Here is a 21,140-nt window from a genome sequence, read left to right on the forward strand (position 1 = left end):
GGGGCCTCAGCTCCGGCGTTCCCGCAGCACCCCGGCGAGCAGGACGACGAGCACCCCCGCCGCGGGCACCACGAGGAGCCCGGTGCGCAGCCCCGCCGCGTCCGCGACGAGGCCGACGACGGGCGGGGAGAGCAGGAAGCCCAGCCGCATGAGCCAGGAGACGATCGTCAGTCCGGAACCGGGCTTGAGGCCGGGGAGTTCGTCGGCCTCGTGCATCGCGGCGGGCACGAGGGTGGCCACGCCGAATCCGGCGGCGGCGAAGCCCAGGACGGTTCCCGGCAGGGTCGGTACCGCGAGGGCGAGGCCCATGCCGGCCGCGACGATCAGTCCGCCGGCGCGGGCCACGGTGCGCTGGCCGAAGCGGTCGACGAGCCGGTCGCCGATGATGCGGCCGATGAACTGGGCGCCCACCAGGGCGATGTAGCCGGTGGCGGCGAGGGCCGCGGAGGCGCCGAGGGAGTCGGAGAGGTAGAGGGCGGCCCAGGAGTTGCCCGCGTCCTCCACGAGGGTGCCGGCGGTGGCGATGACGACGAGGGCGGCCAGCACGTACCCGACGCGGGGCAGTCCGTCCGCGGGCCGCGGCGCCGCACGGTCGGCGGCCTCCGGTTCGCTGTCCGGGCCGGGCAGGCAGAACCGTCCGGCGACCAGGGCCAGGGCGCCGAAGACGACGGCCGAGATCGTCAGATGCCGTGCGGGCGACAGGTCGAGCGCGAGGGCGCCGGCGGCCATGAGTCCTCCGGTGACGGCGCCGACGGACCAGATCGCGTGGAAGGAGTTGATGATCGAGCGGCCGTAGCGGCGCTGCACCCGCAGCCCCTGCGCGTTCTGGGCGACGTCGGTGAGCGCGTCCGCCGCCCCGGCGCACAGCAGAGCCGCCGCGAACAGCGCCACCGAGTGGGAGACGGCGGCCACGAGGACGCCGAGGCCGGTCAGCAGCGTCCCGGCGACGGCGACCCGGGCGGAGCCGAAGCGGCGGATGAGCGCGCCCGCCGCCAGCCCCGCCAGCAGGGCGCCGGTGGGGAACGCCGCGACGGCCAGACCGTAGACGGCGTTGCTCATGCCGAGCTCGTCCTTGATCTCCGGATAGCGCGGCAGGAGGTTGGCGAACAGGGCCCCGTTGGTGAGGAAGAGCACCGCCACCGCCAGGCGCGCGCGCCGCTCGGCGAGGCCCGGCCCCACCGCTGTGTCGACTGTCATGCGGGGACCCCAACCCCCGGAGCGTACGAATGTACACTCCCGTGTGAGCAGCCGGAACGGTGGGACCGAGGGGGCGGCTACCGGTCCCGGACGGCGGTCGGCAGGGCCTGTTCCGGGACGTTCTGGAAGGCGACCGGGCGGCGGAAGCGGTCCACGGCCGCCGTGCCGACGGAGGTGGTGGTGGGCGCGGTGGAGGCGGGCCAGGGGCCGCCGTGCTGCTGGGCGTCGCTGACGGTGACTCCGGTGGGCCACTCGTTCCAGATGACGCGTCCGGCGTGCCGGGTGAGGGCGTCGAGCATGCGCAGTCCGTCCTCGTCGAGGCCGTGGCCGCCCTGGACGGTGCCGGTCAGGGTGCCCCCGAAGTCGCCGAGGACGTCCTCGACCTCGTCCAGGGTGCCGTACTCGACGAGGAGTGAGGCGGGGCCGAAGACCTCCGTGGAGATGAGGGCGGGGGTGGTGCGCACGGCTTCGGTGGTGGTGCGCAGCAGGGCGATGTCGGGGAGTCCGTCGCCGCCCGGGGTGCGTGCGGCGACGCCGACGCCGTCCTGGGCGGCGAGGTCGTCGAGCGCGGTCGCGTAGCCGGTGGCGATGCGGTCGTCGAGCATCGGGCCCGCGGCGAGCGGCGGCAGGCCCGCGAGGAAGGCGTCGGCGTCGGGGACGAACACCACGCCGGGCTGGGTGCAGAACTGACCGGAGCCGGCGGTGAAGGACGCGGCGAACCCGGTGGCGATGTCCGGCCCGCGTTCGGCCCAGCCGGCGGGGGTGACGACGACGGGGTTGGTGGAGCCGAGTTCGCCGTAGAAGGGGATGGGGTCGGGGCGGCCGGCGGCGAGCCGGAAGAGGTGGTGCCCGCCGCGCGTGGACCCGGTGAAGCCGACGGCCTTGATCCGGTGGTCGCGTACGGCGTCGGCGCCGTCCTGTTCGCCCTCGATGAGCTGGAGCAGGTCGGGCGCGGCACCGGCGTCGGTCAGGGCGGCCGTGGCGACGGCGGCGGTGCGCCGGGACAGTCCGGGGTGCCCGGGGTGGGCCTTGACGACGACGGGGCAGCCGGCGGCGAGGGCGCTGACCGTGTCGCCGCCCAGCACGCTGAACGCGAAGGGGAAGTTCCCGGCGGCGAAGACCAGGACGGGGCCGAGCGGCACGGTGGTGCGCCGGATGTCGGGGCGGGCGCCCATCGGCCAGTCGGGGTCGGTGTGGTCGACGCGGACGTCGTCCAGGGCGCCGGAGGCGAGGCGGTCGGCGAACAGCCGGCACTGGAAGGTGGTGCGGGCGAGTTCGCCGGTGAGCCGGGCCTCGGGGAGGTGGGTCTCGCGGTGGGCGAGGGGGACGAGTTCGCCGGCGGCGGCGTCGAGGGCGTCGGCGAGCACGGTCAGCAGCCGGGCGCGGTCGGCGGGCGTGGAGGTGCGAAGGCGTTCGGCGGCGGCCTTCGCCCTGGCCAGCACGGTGTCGAGCGCCGGCGCGGGGGTGGTGGACGCGGGGGTGGCGGGTGGTGCGGTGTTCATGTGGGGGACCTCGTAAGGGGTCAGGTGACGATGTCGTGGGAAGCCATGTCGGCCAGCGTCCACTCCTCGACCTCGGTCAGATGGAGCGCGGCGGCCTCCTGGGCCGCGGCGATGTCGCGCGCGGCCATGGCGTCCAGGATGTCGAGGTGGCGCCGGGTGGAGCCGGCGAGGCGGTGCGGGCCGGTGGCGCCGAGGACTCGCAGCCAGTAGACGAAGGGCTCGACGGATTCGCGGGCCGCGATCAGCCTGCTGTTGTCGGTGTGGGCGATGATCTCGTGGTGGATGCGGGTGTCGCTCGCGAAGAACGGTTCGTAGTCGCCCTGTTCGGCGGCGCGCAGCGCGGCGACGGCCTCCTCGCGCAGATCGGCGATCTGCGCGAGGGGCATCGCCTCGGCGGCGACGCCGGTGGCGAGCCACTCCAGGCCCTTGCGGAGCTGGCACACCTCGTGGACGTCCTGACGGGTGGGCCGGGTGACGAAGGTGCCCGAGCGGGGCCGGGTCTCCACGAGCCGGTCGTGCTCCAGGCGCACCAGCGTGTCGCGGACCGGGGTCCGCGACACGCCGAATTCGGTGGCGATGGCCTGGGGGTCGATGCGGGAGCCGGGCGCGTAGACGCCGGTGGTGATGCGGTCGCACAGGATCGAGTAGAGCTGTCCGGAGATCGACTCCACGACGAGCGGGGCGGCGCCGCCGCGGCTACGAACGGAGGGGGTGGCCATGATCGCCCTTCTTGTCCGGCTTCCAGGGGCCCGCCGGCACCGGCCGACGCGGTACCGGCGCCGGTGGACACAGCATCTGATGGATCAGATCAGGTTAGCGGCTTCGAGGGCGGTGCGGATGCGTTCCCGCTCGGCGTCCGTGGCGGGCTTGAACGGGCGGCGCGGCAGGCCGGGTGCGCGGCCCTGGAGTTCGAGCGCGGCCTTGAGGGTGGCGGGCAGGTTGGGGGCGTCGATGGCCCGCCAGACGGTGAGGATGCGCTCGTGCAGTTCGAGGGCCTTGGCGTGGTCGCCGGCCTGGACGGCGTCCCACAGTTCGACGCTGAGGCGCGGGGTGACGGTGGGGATGGCGGCGAGCGCGCCGTGGGCGCCCATGACGAAGGCCGGGTAGTGCAGGTCGTCGAGTGCGGCGAGGACGGTGAAGCGGTCGCGCATGCGGTGCAGCAGGTCGGCGAGGAGGTGGATGTCGCCGCCGGACTGCTTGATGGCGACGACCTGCGGGACGTCGCGCAGCAGCTCGATGGTGTCGACCGGGACCAGCGCCCAGGGCACCACGTTGTAGAGCACGATCGGCAGGTCGGCGGCCTCGCCGATCTCGCGGTAGTGGGCGACGGTCTCCTCGGGTGAGGGCGCGAAGACGTAGTGGACGGGGGTGACCTGGAGTGCGTCGACGCCGGCTTCCTTGAGCGCCAGCGAGTAGCGCTTGGCCTGGGCGGTGGAGTTCTGGATGACGCCGCCGATGACCGGAACCCGACCCCCTACCTCGTCGACGACGGTGGCGCAGATGGCGGCGCTCTCCTCCAGGGAGAGGGTCTGGCCCTCGCCGGTGCTGCCGCAGGCGCAGATGGCGGTCACGCCCTGATCGAGGAGGTACTTCACCTCGCCGCGCAGCAGATCCAGGTCGACCTGGTCGTTCTCGTCGAACGGCGTGACAACGGTGGAAATCATGCCGCCGAGCTGGATGTCCTTCACGTGCGTCTCCCGGGTATTGCCGCGACCTCAGTGCGGATGTAATGTCTGATGCATCAGATGCTAGCACGCGGTCCTGGTTCATCAGAACCGTCGATTTCCGGACACGGTCTTTCTCCTCCACCCTGGAGGGGTTCCCACCGCGTCATCCGAGCCGCCATCGCAATGGAGCGAGCATGCCCCAACCGGCCGCCACCCCCGTTTCCCGGGAGTCCTCCCTGCGCAAGGTCGTCACCGCCAGCGCCCTGGGAACCACCGTCGAGTACTACGACTTCACCCTGTACGCGACCACCGCCGCCCTTGTCTTCGACAAGGTCTTCTTCCCCGACGCCTCTCCCCTGGTGGGCACCCTCGCCGCCTTCGCCACCTACTTCGTCGGCTACGCCGCCCGGCCGCTGGGCGGCATCCTCTTCGGGCACTTCGGCGACCGCCTCGGCCGCAAGAACGTGCTGATCATCACCATGCTGATGATGGGCCTCGGCACCTTCGCGATCGGCCTGCTGCCCTCCTACGACAGCATCGGCGTCGCGGCCCCCGTCCTGCTCGTCCTCATCCGGCTCGTCCAGGGGCTGGGCATGGGCGGCGAGTACGGCGGCGGTGTGCTGATGGCCCTGGAATACAGTCCCCGCTCCCGCCAGGGCTTCTTCACCTCACTGGTGCACATCGGCACCCCGGCCGGCGTGCTGATACCCGTCGGCCTCGTCAGCATCCTCGACGCCACCCTGCCCTCCGGGTCCTACGACTCCTGGGCCTGGCGCATGCCGTTCCTCGCCAGCATCCTGCTGGTCGGTGTCGGCATCTGGATGCGGCTGCACGTCACCGAGAGCCCCGAGTTCGTCAAGATGCGCGAGGACCGCGAGGTGCAGAGCCTGCCGGTGAAGCAGGTCCTCACCCGCCAGCCCGCCACGGTCGTCCTCTCCGTCCTGGCCAAGATCGCCGAGAGCGGTCTGTTCAACATCTACTACGTGGTGGCCATCACCTACGTCACCACCGAGCTCGACCTCGCCAAGGGACCGGTGCTCCTCGCCGTCCTCATCGCCTGCGCCGTCGAGTGCGTCACCCTGCCGTACTTCGGCGCCCTCTCCGACCGCGTCGGCCGGCGCAAGGTCTACATCTTCGGCGCCGCCTTCCAGGCCGTCCTCGCGCTGCCGTTCTTCCTCCTGATGGAGACCGGCCAGTTCTGGGGCTACACCGTCGGCATGACCCTCGGCCTCGGCGTCGGGCACGCCGCGATGTACGGCGCGCAGGGCGCCCTGTTCTCCAACCTGTACCCGGTCAACGTCCGCTACACCGGGCTGTCCGTCACCCAGCAGATCGGCGCCACCCTCGGCGGCGGGCTCTCCCCACTCATCGGCACCGCGCTGCTCTCCGCGGCCGGCGGCCACTGGTCGTGGCTGATCGCCTACTGCGTCGGCGTCGCCGTCCTGTCCGGACTGGCCGCCACCCGGCTGCGCGCCGGCGAGGCGCCCGAGCACGCCCTGCCCGCGGGCGACGCCGCACCCCACCGTGAAAGGACCCAGGTCTCGTGAACCGCCTGTTCCTGCCCGCCGAAACCCCCGTCGAACAGGCCCTGCACGGCCTGGCCCTGGCCCACCCCGGGCTGCTGGCCCTCAACGAGGACCCGCTCTACGTCACCGCCCGCGAACGCCACCCCGCCCGGCGCGTCGGCCTCGTCTCCGGCGGCGGCTCCGGCCACGAGCCGCTGCACACCGGCTTCGTCGGCGCCGGGATGCTGGACGCCGCCGTCCCCGGCCGGGTCTTCGCCTCCCCGCACAACCGGCAGGTGTACGAGGCGTCCAAGGCCGTCGCCGGGCCCGAGGGCGTCCTGCACATCGTGAAGAACTACACCGGTGACCGCATCAACTTCGGCATCGCCGCCGAACGGCTGCGGGCCGACGGCATCCCCGTCCGCCGTGTCCTCGTCGACGACGACCTCGCCACCGAGAGCGAGGAGACGGCGACCGGACGGCGCGGCACCGGAGCCACCGTACTGGTGGAGAAGCTCCTTGGCGGGGCCGCCGACTCCGGCGCCGGGCTCGACGAACTGGCCGCGCTCGGCGCCGAGTTCGCCGCCGCCTCGCGCAGCGTCGCGGTCGCCGCCCGCGCCCAGACGGCGCCCTCACGCGGCGGGGAGGCGTTCACCCTGCCGGAGGGCACCCTGGAGTACGGCGTCGGCATCCACGGCGAACGCGCCGCCACCACCGTGGAGCACCCCGGCTTCGAACAGCTCGTCGACCGCATGACCGAGCAGGTCGCCGACGCGCTGCCCGCGACGGCCGGCTCCGTCCTGCTGCTCGTCAACGGCCTGGGCGCGACCACCCTGCTGGAGCTGTACGCGATCCACGCCCGGGTGAGCCAGGCGCTCGAGAAGCGGGGCCTGGAAGTGGCCGGCCGGCTGGTCGGCACATTCGTCCCCGCCCTCGACATGAGCGGCTTCTCCCTCACCCTCACCGCACTGCGCGAGGACTGGGCCGCCCACTGGCACGCCCCCGCCCGCACCCCCGCCTTCCCCGCCCCGGAGTCCGCCCGATGACCACCGACCAGAGCCTGGTGCTGCGCACCTACGCCGCCGCCGCGCACACCGCCCACGACACCCTCACCGCCCTCGACCAGCTCTCCGGCGACGGCGACTTCGGCGACAACCTCCGCGAGGGCCTCGACCGGGTCACCGCCGCACTGGACGCCCACCCGGACCGGCCGCCCTACGCCGTCGCCGCCGCCGTCTTCCTCGACGAGGTCGGCGGCACGAGCGGCCCGCTCATCGGGCTGCTCTTCCAGGAACTGGCCCGGGCACACGCGGACCACTCCGACGAGCACGCCGCCTGGCGCGCCGGGATCGGCGAGGGACTGGCGGCGATCCAGCGGGTCGGCGAGGCCGAGCCCGGGGACCGCACCATGGTCGACACACTCGTCCCCGCCCGGAACGCCCTCGACGCGGGGGCCGGCCCCCGGGAGACGGCCCTCGCCGCCCTCGACGGCGCCCGCGCCACCGCCGCCCTGCGCGCCCGCCGCGGCCGCGCCTCCTACGTCGGAGAGCGCGCCGTCGGCTCCCCCGACCCGGGTGCCCTCGGCGTCGCCCTGCTGTTCTGGTCCCACGCACGGGCGCGGGAGGAGGCTCCGGGCGAACTCGCCAAGTACCTGCCGGCGGTGCCGGGGGCGCGGTCGCGGGCCTGACCCGCCCCGGACGCGGCGGGCGCTTCGGGCCTCAGCCCGAGGAGCCCGCCACGGCGAAGACCACGGCACCGGCCAGGAACAGGGCACCGCAGAGGAAGATGAACGCCGCCGTCCCCTCGACGTGCCGCCACATGAGCACCCGGGCCTCGCGCGGATCGTCCGGCAGATACAGCACCGGCACCTCCCGCCCCGTCGCCAGCCCCAGCCCGACACCCCGGGCCCGCGGCGAGAACTCCACCCGGTGGCCCCGGCGGTCGGTGAAGGCGACGACGGGGACCCACTCCGGTCCGCTGTCGCTGTCGACACACACGTTGTCGACCACGAAGCCCTGGGCCCGGACCCCGCGCCGCCGCAGCCGCCGTACCGCCAGGAACTCCCGCAGGGCGTACGCGAACAACAGCAGCGCGACCGCCCCGCAGAGCGGAACCGCCACGAACGACACCGCGCCACCCGCCTTTCCACCGCGCCCGGTTGGGCGATCGGTAGCGAGGACGCGCTGATCGCATTCCCGGTTGCCAAGGGCCTCGGTCACTCCACGACCACTCGCTCCTCCGTGACCATGACCGCCACCGACCCCCTGTCGATGAAGGCCGCCTCGTCCGGCTGGACAAGCGTCCGGTAGTTCTCGGACGCGAAGAAGGCGTCGTGGTCCGCCCAGTCCTCGAACCAGATCTCCGTCAGTCCGTCGTAGGCGGGGGCCGGGTAGTTCCCGGCGGGCACCGGGTGGGAGACGGTGTACTTCCGCACGAGGCGCCGCGCCTCCGGGATGGAGGTGAACAGCGGGGCGTGCCGGTTCCGGTGGTGCTCGACGAACTGCTCGAACGACAGGCCCTCGACGCGGTTGATCATGTAGGCGAACTTGAGCATCTTGTTCCTTCTCCGCCGGTTGCAGGGATGGGCGGGCCGCGCGACCTCGCGGGTTAACCTAAACCCTCACATCGATGTCAAGGGCAAGTCGCCGTGGTCCGGCGCACGGGCGGGAGGCGGGATGCGGATCGGGGAACTGGCCGCCCGGACGGGTGTCAGCCGTCGGTCGCTGCGCTACTACGAGGACCAGGGCCTGCTGGTCAGCGCGCGCTCGTCCAGCGGGCAGCGGCACTACGACGACGGCCATGTCGAACGGGTCCGTCTCATCCAGGCGTTCCTGGCCGCGGGCATGTCCACCGGCACCATCGCCGAGATGGTGCCGTGCATGGCGGAGCCGAGCCGGGGCGGGGCGGAGCGGGCCCTGGCGATCATGGACGACGAGCGGGCGCGGCTGTCCTCCGCGATGGACGGTCTCGCCGCCGCCAGGAGCGAGCTCGACCGTCTCATCGAGGTCAACCGGGAGTACCTGGCGGCGCGACCGGGCGACACGCCGTAGGGCCGGCGTCAGGCCACCGCTTCCCCGGCCACCGCGCCCCCGGTCACCACTTCCCCGGTCACCGCCTGCGCCGCCTCCGTCGCGGCGGCGACGAAGGAGGCGACGAGGGGGCGGCGGTCGTCCTGGGACCAGGCGACGACCAGTGCGCTGCGGGGTGCGTCGGCCACCGGCCGGTAGACGAGGCCGGGTTGGGCGGGCAGGGCCAGTGAGCGGGGCAGGACCGCGACCGTGCGGCCCAGTCTGATCATGTCGAAGAGGACCGCCCCGTCCTCGACCTCGGGCCCCGGCCGGCCCTCGGGCGCCCCGGTCCAGCGCACGCCCTTCCAGCGGGGCAGTGCCTCCTGGGCGAGGTCGGCGAGAGTGACCTCGGGGCGGGCGGCGAGGCGGTGGCCGGGCGGCAGGACGGCGACGCGCCCCTCGACCGTCAGCGTCTCGTGGTCGAGGCCGCTCGTGTCGTCGAACGGCACGTACAGCAGGGCGACGTCCGCGCGGCCGTCGCGCACGTGGTCGGCGCGGTCGGTGGCGCCGCCGAAGAGGATGTCCACCTGGCGGGCGTCGGGCCGGCGGGCGTAGGCGGCCAGGATGCCGGACAGGAGGTTGGCGTCGCCGCCGGCCTTGATCACCAGGCGCAGCCTGTCCTGCCGGTCGCCGGCCCGGCGGGCCTTCTCGGCGGCGGCCGCGACGGCGTTGAGCGCGTGCCGGCCGTGGGTCAGCAGCGCCTCGCCCGCGGGGGTGAGGGCGACGTGCCGGCTGGAGCGGTGCAGCAGTGTCGTCCCGAGCCGGGACTCCAGCCGCCGGACCGCCTTGGACAGGGCCGGCTGCGCGAGGGCCAGCCGGGTCGCGGCGCGGCCGAAGTGCAGCTCCTCGGCGACGGCGACGAAGTACTCCAGCTCGCGGGTCTCCAGTTCGGCCATACGGGCGAGCCTATCGCCCGATCCATTCCCGCAAGGCATCGAACGGGAACGGACGGATCTTGGACGGGCGGGAGAAACGCCTGTTCACTGGCGTCATGATTCACCACACGATGATCGTCGCGTTCGACAGTCCGATTCCCCCGAGTGAGCTGGAGCAGTACCTGAAGGAGTTCGAGGAGCTGGTGACGGACTCCGGCCTGGTCGATTCCTGCGTGGTCCGGCCGCACCTGCGCGTCCCGGGCGACGACCACGCCCCGGTGGCCGTCGCCGACGCGATCGTGCAACTGGGGGTGGCCGACCTCGACGCGCTCGACGCCAGCTTCGCGATGCCCGGCGTCGGCGAGTTCATCGCGCGCTGGCAGGCCCGCCACCCGTACAAGGCGATCTGGGCCAACCACGAGCCGCTGGGCTGAGCGGGCGGGAGGAGCCGGTACCCGGCACCGGCTCACGCCGGGGGCGGCGGCGCTCAGGCGGGCCGGCCCCCGTCCCGTTCCCACTGCTCGTCGCTCCACTCGACGTATTCGAGCTGGACGCCGCCGGGCAGCCTGGCGGTCAGGTTCCGTCCGGTGGGCACGTCCTGCGGGCCGCGTACGATCCGTGCCCCCGCCTCGTCGAGACGTGAGCGGCACGCGTCGAGATCGTCCACGATCAGGGTGGCCGCCGTCGCCCGGTACGGCTCCAGCGTCTCCTCGTCCCCCGCCACCACCAGGACCTCCCCGACGGTGGCCAGCTCCAGCCCGTTGGGCAGCGCGAACCGACTGGTGACCGACTGCCCGGTGGCGACACCGAGGGGCTCCAGCGCCGCGTCCGGATCGGTGGCGTAGACGCGTGCGTAGGTACGGAGGATGCGCATGATGAGCAGCATGCCAGAGGCCACGGCGGCCCCTCCGCCGGACCTAAGGACCGCCGGTCCACCCTCCCGCAGGTCCGCGCTCACGGTCAGCGCCGTCTCTCTCCAGCAACTGACAGGGAAGAAGGTCCTCGCCCGCCCTCCCCGGGGCAGTGGTCCGGGATCAGCCGAAGGGGGTCGCGAGCAGCGGGATGCGGCGCAGCTCGTCCGTGGTGCGGACCAGTCCTGCCAGGGCGCAGATGGCGCGCATGGCGATGTCGTAGTCGGGCTCGCTGGAGTCGAGGTAGTCGGCCTCGGCGGTCCCGGCCGCCTGGAACGCCGCGCGCAGTTCGTCCGGCATGCCGGGAAGATCCCGCTCGAGGTCCAGGTCGTCGACGTCGATCCAGGCAATCTGCGCACCGTCGACGGCATAGACGAGGCTCGCGTCGGCGTTGATGGTGAAGACGCTCGTGGCCGCCGTCCGGCCGTGGGCGGACAGTGCCTTCGTGTCGTCGTCACCGACGGTGTAGCCGCTGTCGTCGTAGACGAAGGTCCACTCGCCGACGCGGCCCGACAGCAGCACCGCGCACGAGTTCCCCTCGCCGAGCGCGGCGGCCGGCAGGGAGGTCCAGTCGTCGGGCTTGGCCGCGGGCAGTTCGCACGGCCGGAACAGACGCGGCTTGGCCCCCAGGGTCTCGAGCGCCTCAGCGGGCTCCAGCCCCCGCACGACGTGCAGGGCGTGGTTCGGGTCCGCCGCGGCCAGGTCACTGAGCCAGACCGGCCCTCCGCCTTCGTCGAGGGTGTGCGGCGGGAATCCGGGTGTCGGCATGCGGGGCCCTCTCGGTGTCGGCGGTCGACGGCGATCATAGTCACCGCGCCACCGGCCCCGGACGTGCCCCGCAGAGCCAACAACCGTGCGAACACCCGGAGTTCATCCTCTGTCGAAGGTCTCCCAGTAGGTTCCCTCACGACCGACCGGCCTCCAGCGAGACACCCTGGACGCGCATGACCAGGTCCTGGACATGGGGCAGGGCGCCAACGTTCCAGGCCGCCAGGTCGTCCACGGGCGGCCCGCGCACCACACGCCGGGTGCGGACGGTCGCGCGTGATGTGTATGTTGAGACGGCACTGGGGAGCAAATGGCCGCGTGGGCCTGGCAGTTGATCGGAGCAGTGCATGGCGGGCAGAGCCGGACGTGTCCTCGTGGCCGACGACGACGTGAGTACCCGGCGTTCGCTGGAGCGCGGACTCCGGCTCGGCGGCTTCGACGTGGCGCTGGCCGCGGACGGGCATGCCGCGCTGGAGGCACTCGGCCGGCTGCGCCCCGACATCGTCGTCCTGGATGTCCGGATGCCGGGGCCGAGCGGCATCGACGTGTGCCGGGCGCTGCGTGAGAACGGCGACGACGTGCCCGTCCTCATGCTCTCCGGGCTGGACGAAGTGGCGGACCGGATAGCCGGGCTGGAAGCCGGCGGGGACGACTATCTGGTCAAGCCGTTCGCACTGCAGGAGTTGCGGCTGCGGCTGCACGCGCTGTTGCGCCGGCGCCCGCCCGCGCCCACGGACCGCATCCGGACCGGCGCCCTGGTCGTAGAGCCGTCGTCCCGGCAGGCGACTCTGGACGGGCGGCCCCTGCACCTGACACCGCGTGAGTTCCACCTGCTGGAGATGCTGGCCCGCAACGCGGGGATCGTCCTGACCCGTGGCCAGTTGCTCGAACATGTCTGGGGATACGACGCCCGGGTCCGCACCGACGCCGTGGACACGTTCATCAGCTACCTGCGGCGCAAGACCGAGGCACACGGCCACCCCCGCATCCTGCACACCGTGCGGGGCGTCGGGTTCGTTCTGCGCGCGGACGCGCACGCCGCCGAAGCGACCGGCGCCGCGTCGTGAGGCTCTCCACCCGGTTCGCGCTGGCGGCCGCCGTCATCGTGCCGGTCCTCGCGCTGTCCACCAACTGGCTGCTGTACGCCTGGTTCTCCGAGGATCTGCACGCCGCGCAGGAGCGCCAGCTCCGCTCCCGCGCCACGACGCTCACCCACAACGCCACCGCGTACGTCCAGGCCGTCGAGGCGCACCATCCCGTCGTCGCCAAGGCCGCCCGGCGCCGGCTGATCACCTCGTCGCTGGACGTCGGCTTCCGGCTGGACGGTCCGGACGGCGTCGTCCAGGCGGGCCCGGCACTCGACCCGGAGCGCAAGCTGCCGGCGGAGGCCAAGAGCCCGGCCACGCTGGGACCCGACGGTTCCGGATCCACCACCTGGCTGGTCATGTCCCGGCGCATCACCCCGCCGAACGGCACCCCTCCCGACGGCCCCAACCTCTGGATGTTCTCCCCGGACACCCCCTACCAGACACAGCTCTCGCACGTACGCCACCGGATGGTGCTGGTGGTCCTGCTGTCCGTCCCCGTGACCTGGGTGATCGCCTGGCTCGTCGCCAACCGGGCCGCCAGGCCACTGCTGCGGCTGCAGCGGCGGGCCGGCGGGCTCGACCCCCGGATCACCGTGCTGCGCCTGGACCACACCCCGAGCGGTGTCACCGAGGTGGACGACCTCGCCGCCACCCTTCGCACCGCGCTGGCACGGTACGACGAGCAGGCCGCGCGCGCCGGTGAGGCGCTGGCCACCGCACGGTCCTTCGCCGCGGCGGCCGCGCACGAGATGCGCAACCCGCTGACGAGCATGCGCACCAACCTCGACGTCCTTGCCGAGTACCCGGATCTGGACACGGCCGACCGACGGGAGATCCTGGCGGAGGTGGGTCGCGAACAGGCCCGGCTGCTGGGACTGCTGGCCATGCTGCGCACCCTGGCCCAGGGCGATCTGGTGGAGGTGGACGCCTTCACCCAACTGGACCTGGCCGACGTGGTACGCGCCTCGGCCGCGGACCTGCGGCAGACCCGTCCCGAGGTGCGGCTGTCCGTACGGGCCACCGGCGGTCTGCTGGTGCACGCCTGGCCGGAGGGACTGCGCTCCGCCGTGGACAACCTGCTCGTCAACGCCTGGACGCACGGCCGCGCGGGGGACGGCGGGGCACGGATCGAAGTGAACCTGCGCCCGGTGGACGAGGGCGGCGCGCCGGCCGCGCTCCTCACGGTCGACGACCACGGCCCCGGCGTGCCCCCCGCGCTGCGCGAGAAGATCTTCCGGCGCTTCCACCGCAGCCCGGACAGCCCCGGTTCGGGTCTCGGTCTCACCCTGGTCGCCCAGCAGATCGCCCTGCACCAGGGCCGGATCGCGGTGGGCGACCGCCCCGACGGCACCCCCGGAGCACGCTTCGAGGTGCTCCTGCCGGCCACCGGCATCCGGGAGGTGCGGCACACCCTGCCGCTGCTGAGCCGCGACTGGCTGACCGCCGAGGCGCGGCAGCGGCCGACGGGACCCGGCTGAGGGAGCCTCCCGCGGACGGACGGGCCGTCCGGTCACAAAATTTCCACAAGAACCCTGCCTACTTTCCTCCTCGCAGCGGAGCGGAACCCGCTGCGAGGAGGGATGCGTCAAGTGCCCGTCGTGCGAACCCACTCGGCCCCGCCCGGGGCGCCGCGGAACTCGTCCACGTCGCGCGCACGTGGTCATTACTCGGATCTGGTGGTGCGCCTGTTGCGCGAGTTCGGCCCGCTCACCCGCGGCGAGCTGGGTGAACTGTGCGGGCTGTCGCGGACCACGTTGTACGAGGTCGTCAGCGGGCTCGTGGACGGCGGGCTCGTGCTCGCCTCGGTGCCGGACTCCGGACCGCGCGGCCGGGGGCGGCCGGCGGAGAAGCTGGCGCTGAACCCGGAGGCCGGCTGCGCGGTCGGCATCGACTTCGGCCGGCGGGCGGTCCGCGTGGTCACGATGACGGTGGCCGACGACGACATCGGCAGGGCGCACATGCCGCACCCGGACGACGCCCCGTGGCCGGAACGGATCGCCCTGGCACACCGGCTGGCCGGTTCCCTGACCGGCGGCGGACTGCGCCACGGCCTTCTCAGTGGCGTGGGGGTCTCGGTGCCGGACCCGGCGCCCGGCCCGGCGACACCGGCCGAGCAGCGGACCGTGGCGGTGATGACCGGCCGGGCGTTCGGCACCCGGGCCCGGCTCGACACCGCCTCCCGGCTGGCGGCCCTGGCCGAGTCGGTGTGGGGTGCGGCCGAGGGGCAGCGGGACGTGCTCTATCTGGAGCTGTCCGAAGAGGTCGGCGGGGGGCTGGTGAGCGGCGGTGCGCTGCACCGCGGCGCACATGGCCGGTCGGGACGGTTCGGACACATCACCGTGGAGGCCGAGGGACTGCCGTGCGGGTGCGGCGGGCGCGGCTGTCTGCAGACGGTGGCGTCCACGGGAGCCGTGCTGCGGGCCTGTCCGGACATGGCGGACGTGACGCGACTGGTGGCCGCGGCGCGGTCGGGGGAGCCTGCCGCCCGCGCGGCGGTGGCGCGGGCCGGGAGCCTCGCGGGGCGGGTGCTGGCCGGGCTGGTGCACGCGGTCGAGCCCGGTGTCGTCGTCGTGGGAGGCGAACTCCCCAGCGCGGGAACGGTGCTGCTGGAGCCGCTGGAGCGGGAGATGCGCGCGCACGCCACCCTGCGCGGCCCGGGGTCCTCCCCGCCCGTCCGCCCGGCCGCGCTGGGCGAGTTCGCCGCCGCTCTCGGCGCCCTGTCCCTGCTGCGCCGGCCCGGACGGCGGACGGGCCCCGGCCTCCCGTCCGGTGCCGCCGTCGGCGTTCGATGCCGCACGTGATCGCGTCAGTGATTCCGTGCGCGGTTACGCGGTCATCCCCGATTAACGACGTCATTAATCCGGCTCCGGAATATTGACGGGACCTCGACACAAAAATGCGTGGCTCCCTAAGCTTCCGACCCGTCACCTTGCGGTGCCGCGCCGCCGTGATTACCGATCCCGCGCCTCCACCGCACTTTCCGACAGCGCAAGAGAGGACCGATTTCAGCATGCCCACGAGCAGGCGTGTCCGAAGCGTCATCACCATAGGCATGGCGGCCGCCCTTCTCGGCGTCGTAGAGGCGAGTCCCGCCTCCGCCGTTCCACTCGGGAAGGTGCACCACGGGAAAGCCACGTTCTACACGGACGCCGGCACCGGCGCCTGCGGAAAGCCGCTCGACGCGGCGACGCAGCGCATCGTGGCCGTCGCGCAGAAATGGTGGACCACCGCCAACCCCAACAGGGACCCGCTGTGCCACACCAAGGTGCGCGTGACCTACCGGGGCAGGTCCATCACCGTCCCGGTCAGGGACAAGTGCTGGGGCTGCGCCCCGAATGCCATCGACCTCGGAGCACCGGCCTTCGCGAAGCTCGGCAACCCCGCCCAGGGCGTCCTCAAGGGCGTCAAGTGGAAATTCGTCAGGTAAGTCAAGTGCGTCACGTCGTAAGGAGAGTCGTCCCGATGTCCAGAACTCGCGTACTCGTCGGGCTGTTGGCAGCCCTGTTGTTCTCGACCCTTCTCGTCCCCCTGGCCGCCACGGCGTCGGCCGCCCCGGCCGCGCAGGGTGGCTTCGTCGTCAACAAGGCCGAATACAACCGCATGTTCCCCCACCACAAGAAGTTCTACAGCTACGCCTCGTTGAAGAAGGCGATGAAGAAGTTCCCGGCCTTCGCGCACACCGGAAACGCCGCCGTCAGAAAGCGGGAGGCCGCCGCCTTCCTCGCCAACGTCTCCCACGAGACCGGCGGGCTGAAATACATCGTCGAGCAGAACAAGGCCGCGTGGTCGAGCTACTGCGACGACGTGAACTTCTCCTACGGCTGCCCGGCCGGCCAGTCCGCCTACCACGGCCGCGGCCCCCTGCAGTTGAGCTGGAACTTCAACTACAAGGCCGCCGGCGACGCCCTCGGCATCGACCTGCTGCACCACCCCGGCCTCGTCCAGAAGAACGCCGTCGTCGCCTGGAAGACGGCGCTCTGGTTCTGGATGCGGTCGGCGGGCTCCGGCACGACGACTCCCCACCACGCGATGGTGAGCGGTGCCGGATTCGGGCAGACCATCCGCGCCATCAACGGCAGCATCGAATGCAACGGTGGCAACCCGGCGCAGGTGCACGACCGCGTCGTCACGTACACGAAGTTCGCCAAGCTCCTGCACGTCGCGCCCGGCAAGAAGAAGAGCTGCTGACGGACGCTCCCCGTGGTCACGCGCGCGGGTTCCCGGCCCGACGGACGTGGCCTCGCAGCGTGACCGCCTTCGGCCCCGCCCGGCGGCGAACCCGCCGGGCGGGGGCCCGTACCCGATCCGACGGCACCGAATCCGACGGGAACGACCATGCACATATCCAAACCCCTCGCCACGCTGCTGACCGCCGCCGCGGCGACGACCGCGCTGTCCGCCACCGGCACCGCACCGGCCGCCGCGGCGCCCGCTCCCTCCGCTCCCTCCGTCCGCTCCGTGCAGACGCTGCGGGCCCAGGTGCTCAAGCTGACCAACGACCGACGGGTCGCGGCCGGCTGTCCCCGGCTCAAGGCCAGCCCGGCGCTCACCAGGGCCGCCCAGCGGCACTCCGCGGACATGGCCCGGCACGACTTCTTCGACCACACCGGCTCCAACGGGAGCACCCTGGTGGACAGGGCGGAGAACGCCGGGTACACCGGCTGGAACGCACTCGCGGAGAACATCGCCGGGGGGCAGCGTTCCGCCGCCGCGGTGGTCAGAAGCTGGATGAAGTCCCCGGGACACCGGGCGAACATCCTCAACTGTTCGCTCGAGCACCTGGGCGTCGGCTATGTGAAGAAGAGCGGTACCCAGCACGTGACCTACTGGACGCAGGACTTCGGCAGCAAGTTCTGACCACGACACCATGACCGCCGCTCGCGGTGTGCCGCTGCAGCGGCACACCGCGAGCGGCGGTCATGGTGCGGGGCCCCACGCGCCGGGGGCCCCTGGCAGGGAGGGGCCCCGGCGCGGAGCGGGATCAGAACGGGGTGAGCGTCAACTGCAGGCGCTTGGGCGCGGGGTCCTCGACGTACGAGGCGAAGTTCGCGACGTCGTCGAAGGCGAAGCCGTACGCCTTGCCGTTCTTCACCACCGAGTGGATCGCCCGGGCGTAGTGGTTGGTGACAGTGGGCTGGTAGAACGCCGCCGGGCGCGCGGTGGGCTGGGCGCCGGCGCGCAGCAGCGTGGAGCGGTTGAAGCCCGCTCCGAGCACGGCGGCCACCGGCCCGAGCACCCCGTCGTTGGGGGCGAGCAGGGCGCCGTCGCAGAAGAGGATGTCGCGTGTGGTGGGCTTGTCGAAGGAGATGGTGGCGGGGCCGTGGAAGGTCAGTCTGCCGCCGCTCACCCGGCCGGTGAAGGTGCCCGCGTTCGTCTTGATCGTGAGGTCGTGCTGCTTGTAGTGGTCCCACACCTTCTCGATGTAGGGGTGGTAGTAGTCCTTCGGGAAGCGGCCGGCGTCGAGGCCGTGGCTGGGGGCGATGACGCGCAGGCCCTTGACCACCAGACGGTCGAACGCCTCGTGCCGCCGCATGGCCTTGAAGACGTCCGCCCTGCCTCCCTTGCGGACCTCGCCGGTGGTGTGGTGGCCGCGGCCGGTCAGCCGGAGGTTCATCGGGATGCTGAACATGTCGACCATGGTGGTGTTGCAGTGCATGCCGGAGCCGTCGTAGGTGAACTCCGCGAAGTCGTGCAGCACGTGGTAGTTGGGGTCGGACGAGACCCAGCCGGCCGGGTGCTGGATCGCGGGCCGGCCGTCACCGTCCCGCACCACCTTGAACTTCAGCTTCCTGCCCATGGAGACGTAGATCCGGCCGGACATCCGGGGCAGGTGCAGGTGGGTCGCCCCGTTCGCCTTCAGCGGGAGGGCGTAGTCCGTGAAGCCGTTCGCCCCGTTGTCGGAGAGGGCGATCGGGACCGCCTTGCCCGCATGGTTGACGTGGACCTGCTTGCCGGCCGGGTTGGTGCCGACGATGTACACATGGACCGCGGAGTTGTTGTGCGTCCCGCTGTGGTTGACGACCGTCAGCGGCAGCTTCCCCCCGGCCGCCGCGGCACTCGCAGTCGCGTCCGACTGCCCGGCGGCCGGGGCGCCCGACTCGGCGAAGGACAGCGGGGCGGCGGCGTACAGCGCGGAGCCGGCCAGGACCGCACTTCCCGCGGCCCGGAGCAGGGAACGCCGCGCCAGCTCACGCGGTTGATCGTGCGTCATCCGGAATACTCCTTCACTCATTGGTTCTCGTCGTGGACCCGGTGTTTTCCACCGCGGCCGGGTGACGATGCCACCGCGGCCGGGCCGCCGGGGCGAGAGCGTGGGGCGCTCTCGGGTCGACCCGCAGCAGATCGCCGACGGCGAGGGTGACCGTACCGCAATTCCCGGCGCATTCCAGCAGCTTCCGAAAGGATTTCCACCGGGCCGATGGATTTGATTTGTTCCGCATTTTTTCCCGACGTATTTCATGGGCCGGACCGCTCCACTCGTGTCACGCTGTCGACGCCCCCGGTCTCCTATTCGTCCGGGGTGCCGGAAATAAATCCCCGACCTATTCGGAGTTGTTTTGATGAAGCGCACGGGCGTTGTTCTCGGTGCTCTTGCCCTGTCCGCCACGGGCTGGGTCGGCAGCGCCGCCGCGGCCACTCACGCGACCGGCACCACCACCGCCGACGACGACACGCAGGTGACGTCCTTCTCCGCACAGGAGCAGGACGCCGCGCTGAAGTTCTGGACCCCCGAGCGGCTCGCCTCCGCGAAGGAGATGACCGTCGGCGACGTCCCGACGGGCGGCTCCGCCGACACCCCGGTCACCTCCGGCGCGGACGCGAGCGTGGCCCCGGCCACGGGCACCGGGGCGGGTGACGTCAGCGCGGCCGCCGTCACCCGGCCCAAGGCGTGGAAGGGCGGCGGGCTGATCCGCAAGACGGCCGGCAAGGTCTTCTTCCAGGCGAACTCCGGCACGTACACCTGCTCCGCGACGGTCGCCAACAGCAAGAACGGCTCCGTCGTCCTCACCGCCGGTCACTGCGTGGTCGACGGCCAGAGCGGGGAGGTCTACCGCAACTGGGTCTTCATCCCCGCCTACCACCAGGGCAACCGCCCCTACGGCACCTTCACCGCGAAGAAGCTGTTCCACAGCAAGCGCTACGTCACCTCCGGCGCCAACGCCAACTGGGACTTCGGCTTCGCCCGGCTGAGCAAGCACAACGGCCGTACGCTCAAACAGATCGTCGGCGCCCAGGGCATCAAGTTCAACCACCCGAACGGCCAGAAGGTGCACTCCTTCGGCTACGGCGGTTCGGCGGCGGAGGGCAGCGGCGAACGTCTGAACCACTGCGTCGGCAAGGAGCACAAGGACACCGGCCGCCCGGGCTCGACCATGTGGGGCATCGACTGCGTGCAGTCCGGCGGCTCCAGCGGCGGCGGCTTCCTGGCCGGGTTCAAGCCCGCCACCGGCAAGGGCTTCCTGATCGGCAACATCAGTGTGGGCGCCGGCAACAGTGAGTACCACCCCTACCTGGGCAAGGTGGCCCGGACCGTGTACCGCAAGGCCGCCGGCGCGTGACCCGGTCGGACCGCTCCACCGGAAGGAGTATCCGTATGCGAAGAACACGCGTGGTCACCGCGGTGCTGACGGGCGCGATGCTGCTGCCGCTGGGAACGGCGGAGGCCGGCGGCGCGCACGCCGCGGCGGCGACGGCGGACACGGCGGCGGCCACCGCCCCGGTGTCCGCCGCGGCGGCGACGAAGAAGGGCATCAGCGCCTGGAAATTCGACGGCGTCACCAAGGCCATGGCCAACGCCAAGGTCGGCTGGTTCTACACCTGGTCCTCGGGCCGGGGCGGGATCAAGGCGCCTGCCGGCGTCGAGTTCGTCCCCATGATCTGGGGGCCGCAGTCGGTGAACAGGACGGAGCTCCGGCGGGCCAAGGCGCAGGGCAAGGTCCTGCTCGGCTTCAACGAGCCCGACTTCGCACAGCAGTCGAACATGACGGTCGAGCAGGCCCTCGACCTGTGGCCGCGGCTGCAGGCGACCGGTATGCGTCTCGGCGCCCCCGCGGTCGCTTCCGGCGCCGACGTCCCCGGTGGCTGGCTGGACCGTTTCATGAAGGGTGCGGCCGCACGGCACTACCGGGTCGACTTCATCCCGCTGCACTGGTACGGCGCGGACTTCGACAGCACGCGGGCGACCAGGCAGTTGCGCGCCTACCTCAAGGCCACGTACAAGCGGTACAAGAAGCCGATCTGGCTCACCGAGTACGCGCTGACCGACTTCTCCGGCGGGGTGGCCCGCTACCCCACGAAGGCGCGGCAGGCCGCGTTCGTGAAGAAGTCGACGGCCATGCTCAACCGGCAGTCCTACGTTCGGCGTTACGCCTGGTTCACGCTCTCCACGAGCCGTGGTGACGGGACGGGGCTGTACCACGGGGCGAAGGCCAACAAGGTGGGTGCCGCCTACCGGGCGGCACGCTGAAGGCAGGGGCTCGGACCACGGCACACCGGCCGGCGGTCCGAGCCCTTCGGCGTGCGTGCCGAGGGGCACCGTTCCGGAGCGCGCACAAGGGC

23 protein-coding genes are annotated in these 21,140 nt (G+C 72.3%); 13 read left to right on the plus strand and 10 right to left on the minus strand.

Going from position 1 to position 21,140, the window contains the following annotated elements; genetic code table 11:
• Positions 1-6: 6 nt before the first annotated feature.
• From OIE12_RS01135 to OIE12_RS01150, 4 genes are all read right to left on the minus strand, one after another.
• Positions 7-1,197, minus strand: a complete 1,191-nt coding sequence (locus OIE12_RS01135; RefSeq protein WP_329130700.1) for an MFS transporter — start codon at positions 1,195-1,197, stop codon at positions 7-9.
• 77 nt (positions 1,198-1,274) lie between these two features.
• Positions 1,275-2,699, minus strand: a complete 1,425-nt coding sequence (locus OIE12_RS01140; protein WP_329130702.1) for an aldehyde dehydrogenase (NADP(+)) — start codon at positions 2,697-2,699, stop codon at positions 1,275-1,277.
• Between the two features lie 20 nt (positions 2,700-2,719).
• Complete coding sequence (locus OIE12_RS01145; protein ID WP_329130704.1) at positions 2,720-3,418, minus strand: GntR family transcriptional regulator; 699 nt, start codon at positions 3,416-3,418, stop codon at positions 2,720-2,722.
• A gap of 84 nt (positions 3,419-3,502) precedes the next feature.
• Positions 3,503-4,387 (minus strand): dihydrodipicolinate synthase family protein, encoded by an 885-nt coding sequence (locus tag OIE12_RS01150; protein ID WP_329130706.1) that lies wholly within the window; start codon positions 4,385-4,387, stop codon positions 3,503-3,505.
• A 173-nt stretch (positions 4,388-4,560) separates the two neighbouring features.
• On the opposite strand from OIE12_RS01150, the gene OIE12_RS01155 reads away from it, so the two are divergent.
• From OIE12_RS01155 to OIE12_RS01165, 3 genes are read left to right on the plus strand one after another with little or no spacing between them, the layout of a single operon-like run.
• On the plus strand, positions 4,561-5,913 hold the full coding sequence (locus tag OIE12_RS01155; RefSeq protein WP_329130707.1) for an MFS transporter: 1,353 nt from the start codon (positions 4,561-4,563) through the stop codon (positions 5,911-5,913).
• Complete coding sequence (locus OIE12_RS01160) at positions 5,910-6,917, plus strand: dihydroxyacetone kinase subunit DhaK (RefSeq protein WP_329130709.1); 1,008 nt, start codon at positions 5,910-5,912, stop codon at positions 6,915-6,917. Before OIE12_RS01155 ends, OIE12_RS01160 begins: the two co-directional genes overlap by 4 nt.
• Entirely contained in the window at positions 6,914-7,558 is a 645-nt protein-coding gene (locus OIE12_RS01165) for a DAK2 domain-containing protein (RefSeq protein WP_329130711.1), read from the plus strand. Before OIE12_RS01160 ends, OIE12_RS01165 begins: the two co-directional genes overlap by 4 nt.
• Positions 7,559-7,589: 31 nt before the next feature.
• Here OIE12_RS01165 and OIE12_RS01170 read toward each other — a convergent pair whose 3' ends face one another.
• Positions 7,590-7,991: a DUF3592 domain-containing protein gene (locus OIE12_RS01170; protein WP_329130713.1), complete on the minus strand. Its 402-nt coding sequence runs from the start codon at positions 7,989-7,991 to the stop codon at positions 7,590-7,592.
• Between the two features lie 95 nt (positions 7,992-8,086).
• On the minus strand, positions 8,087-8,425 hold the full coding sequence (locus tag OIE12_RS01175) for an EthD domain-containing protein (RefSeq protein ID WP_329130714.1): 339 nt from the start codon (positions 8,423-8,425) through the stop codon (positions 8,087-8,089).
• Positions 8,426-8,546: 121 nt separating this feature from the next.
• On the opposite strand from OIE12_RS01175, the gene OIE12_RS01180 reads away from it, so the two are divergent.
• Positions 8,547-8,921, plus strand: coding sequence for a MerR family transcriptional regulator (locus OIE12_RS01180; protein WP_329130716.1), 375 nt, complete (start codon positions 8,547-8,549; stop codon positions 8,919-8,921).
• A gap of 8 nt (positions 8,922-8,929) precedes the next feature.
• Here the strand turns inward: OIE12_RS01180 and OIE12_RS01185 are convergent, their stop codons facing one another.
• A complete protein-coding gene (locus OIE12_RS01185) occupies positions 8,930-9,835 on the minus strand; it encodes a LysR family transcriptional regulator (RefSeq protein WP_329130718.1) in 906 nt (301 codons plus the stop codon).
• Between the two features lie 95 nt (positions 9,836-9,930).
• Here OIE12_RS01185 and OIE12_RS01190 point away from each other — a divergent pair, with 95 nt between their 5' ends.
• Positions 9,931-10,248 (plus strand): hypothetical protein, encoded by a 318-nt coding sequence (locus OIE12_RS01190; protein WP_329130720.1) that lies wholly within the window; start codon positions 9,931-9,933, stop codon positions 10,246-10,248.
• A gap of 53 nt (positions 10,249-10,301) precedes the next feature.
• Here the strand turns inward: OIE12_RS01190 and OIE12_RS01195 are convergent, their stop codons facing one another.
• Positions 10,302-10,712, minus strand: coding sequence for a VOC family protein (locus OIE12_RS01195; RefSeq protein WP_329130722.1), 411 nt, complete (start codon positions 10,710-10,712; stop codon positions 10,302-10,304).
• A 136-nt stretch (positions 10,713-10,848) separates the two neighbouring features.
• Positions 10,849-11,493, minus strand: coding sequence for a DUF6461 domain-containing protein (locus OIE12_RS01200; RefSeq protein ID WP_329130724.1), 645 nt, complete (start codon positions 11,491-11,493; stop codon positions 10,849-10,851).
• 347 nt (positions 11,494-11,840) lie between these two features.
• On the opposite strand from OIE12_RS01200, the gene OIE12_RS01205 reads away from it, so the two are divergent.
• The 6 genes from OIE12_RS01205 to OIE12_RS01230 all read left to right on the plus strand — a co-directional run bounded on the left by OIE12_RS01205 (position 11,841) and on the right by OIE12_RS01230 (position 17,438).
• Positions 11,841-12,560 carry a response regulator transcription factor gene (locus OIE12_RS01205; RefSeq protein WP_329130726.1) on the plus strand — a complete coding sequence of 240 codons (720 nt, stop codon included), beginning with the start codon at positions 11,841-11,843 and terminating at the stop codon, positions 12,558-12,560.
• Positions 12,557-14,059: a sensor histidine kinase gene (locus tag OIE12_RS01210; RefSeq protein WP_329130728.1), complete on the plus strand. Its 1,503-nt coding sequence runs from the start codon at positions 12,557-12,559 to the stop codon at positions 14,057-14,059. The genes OIE12_RS01205 and OIE12_RS01210 overlap by 4 nt, the downstream gene beginning before the upstream one ends.
• Before the next feature lie 198 nt (positions 14,060-14,257).
• The gene (locus tag OIE12_RS01215; protein ID WP_329130730.1) at positions 14,258-15,382 is read left to right on the plus strand and encodes an ROK family transcriptional regulator; all 1,125 of its coding nucleotides are present in this window, start codon (positions 14,258-14,260) and stop codon (positions 15,380-15,382) included.
• A gap of 209 nt (positions 15,383-15,591) precedes the next feature.
• Positions 15,592-16,008, plus strand: a complete 417-nt coding sequence (locus tag OIE12_RS01220) for a cysteine/serine endopeptidase inhibitor (RefSeq protein WP_329130732.1) — start codon at positions 15,592-15,594, stop codon at positions 16,006-16,008.
• Positions 16,009-16,043: 35 nt separating this feature from the next.
• Positions 16,044-16,769: a chitinase gene (locus OIE12_RS01225; RefSeq protein WP_329130734.1), complete on the plus strand. Its 726-nt coding sequence runs from the start codon at positions 16,044-16,046 to the stop codon at positions 16,767-16,769.
• A gap of 147 nt (positions 16,770-16,916) precedes the next feature.
• On the plus strand, positions 16,917-17,438 hold the full coding sequence (locus tag OIE12_RS01230) for a CAP domain-containing protein (RefSeq protein ID WP_329130736.1): 522 nt from the start codon (positions 16,917-16,919) through the stop codon (positions 17,436-17,438).
• Between the two features lie 124 nt (positions 17,439-17,562).
• Here OIE12_RS01230 and OIE12_RS01235 read toward each other — a convergent pair whose 3' ends face one another.
• Positions 17,563-18,792, minus strand: a complete 1,230-nt coding sequence (locus tag OIE12_RS01235) for a beta-1,3-glucanase family protein (protein ID WP_329130738.1) — start codon at positions 18,790-18,792, stop codon at positions 17,563-17,565.
• 349 nt (positions 18,793-19,141) lie between these two features.
• Between OIE12_RS01235 and OIE12_RS01240 the strand changes: the two genes are divergently transcribed.
• Together OIE12_RS01240 and OIE12_RS01245 are read left to right on the plus strand one after the other, a co-directional pair.
• Positions 19,142-20,140, plus strand: a complete 999-nt coding sequence (locus tag OIE12_RS01240) for a trypsin-like serine peptidase (RefSeq protein ID WP_329130739.1) — start codon at positions 19,142-19,144, stop codon at positions 20,138-20,140.
• A 35-nt stretch (positions 20,141-20,175) separates the two neighbouring features.
• Positions 20,176-21,048, plus strand: coding sequence for a glycoside hydrolase family protein (locus tag OIE12_RS01245; RefSeq protein ID WP_329130741.1), 873 nt, complete (start codon positions 20,176-20,178; stop codon positions 21,046-21,048).
• The last annotated feature ends 92 nt before the right edge of the window (positions 21,049-21,140 follow it).

Origin of the sequence: Streptomyces sp. NBC_00670, from assembly GCF_036226765.1 — a bacterium.
In the GTDB taxonomy this organism is placed as follows: Bacteria; Actinomycetota; Actinomycetes; order Streptomycetales; family Streptomycetaceae; genus Streptomyces.

What these genes read in the sequence shown, in the direction of transcription:
- OIE12_RS01135 (WP_329130700.1), bottom strand. Translation starts at nt 1,197, where the DNA reads ATGACAGTCGACACAGCGGTGGGGCCGGGCCTCGCCGAGCGGCGCGCG.
- OIE12_RS01140 (WP_329130702.1), bottom strand. Translation starts at nt 2,699, where the DNA reads ATGAACACCGCACCACCCGCCACCCCCGCGTCCACCACCCCCGCGCCG.
- OIE12_RS01145 (WP_329130704.1), bottom strand. Translation starts at nt 3,418, where the DNA reads ATGGCCACCCCCTCCGTTCGTAGCCGCGGCGGCGCCGCCCCGCTCGTC.
- OIE12_RS01155 (WP_329130707.1), top strand. Translation starts at nt 4,561, where the DNA reads ATGCCCCAACCGGCCGCCACCCCCGTTTCCCGGGAGTCCTCCCTGCGC.
- OIE12_RS01165 (WP_329130711.1), top strand. Translation starts at nt 6,914, where the DNA reads ATGACCACCGACCAGAGCCTGGTGCTGCGCACCTACGCCGCCGCCGCG.
- OIE12_RS01175 (WP_329130714.1), bottom strand. Translation starts at nt 8,425, where the DNA reads ATGCTCAAGTTCGCCTACATGATCAACCGCGTCGAGGGCCTGTCGTTC.
- OIE12_RS01180 (WP_329130716.1), top strand. Translation starts at nt 8,547, where the DNA reads ATGCGGATCGGGGAACTGGCCGCCCGGACGGGTGTCAGCCGTCGGTCG.
- OIE12_RS01185 (WP_329130718.1), bottom strand. Translation starts at nt 9,835, where the DNA reads ATGGCCGAACTGGAGACCCGCGAGCTGGAGTACTTCGTCGCCGTCGCC.
- OIE12_RS01190 (WP_329130720.1), top strand. Translation starts at nt 9,931, where the DNA reads ATGATTCACCACACGATGATCGTCGCGTTCGACAGTCCGATTCCCCCG.
- OIE12_RS01200 (WP_329130724.1), bottom strand. Translation starts at nt 11,493, where the DNA reads ATGCCGACACCCGGATTCCCGCCGCACACCCTCGACGAAGGCGGAGGG.
- OIE12_RS01205 (WP_329130726.1), top strand. Translation starts at nt 11,841, where the DNA reads ATGGCGGGCAGAGCCGGACGTGTCCTCGTGGCCGACGACGACGTGAGT.
- OIE12_RS01220 (WP_329130732.1), top strand. Translation starts at nt 15,592, where the DNA reads ATGCCCACGAGCAGGCGTGTCCGAAGCGTCATCACCATAGGCATGGCG.
- OIE12_RS01225 (WP_329130734.1), top strand. Translation starts at nt 16,044, where the DNA reads ATGTCCAGAACTCGCGTACTCGTCGGGCTGTTGGCAGCCCTGTTGTTC.
- OIE12_RS01230 (WP_329130736.1), top strand. Translation starts at nt 16,917, where the DNA reads ATGCACATATCCAAACCCCTCGCCACGCTGCTGACCGCCGCCGCGGCG.
- OIE12_RS01235 (WP_329130738.1), bottom strand. Translation starts at nt 18,792, where the DNA reads ATGACGCACGATCAACCGCGTGAGCTGGCGCGGCGTTCCCTGCTCCGG.
- OIE12_RS01240 (WP_329130739.1), top strand. Translation starts at nt 19,142, where the DNA reads ATGAAGCGCACGGGCGTTGTTCTCGGTGCTCTTGCCCTGTCCGCCACG.
- OIE12_RS01245 (WP_329130741.1), top strand. Translation starts at nt 20,176, where the DNA reads ATGCGAAGAACACGCGTGGTCACCGCGGTGCTGACGGGCGCGATGCTG.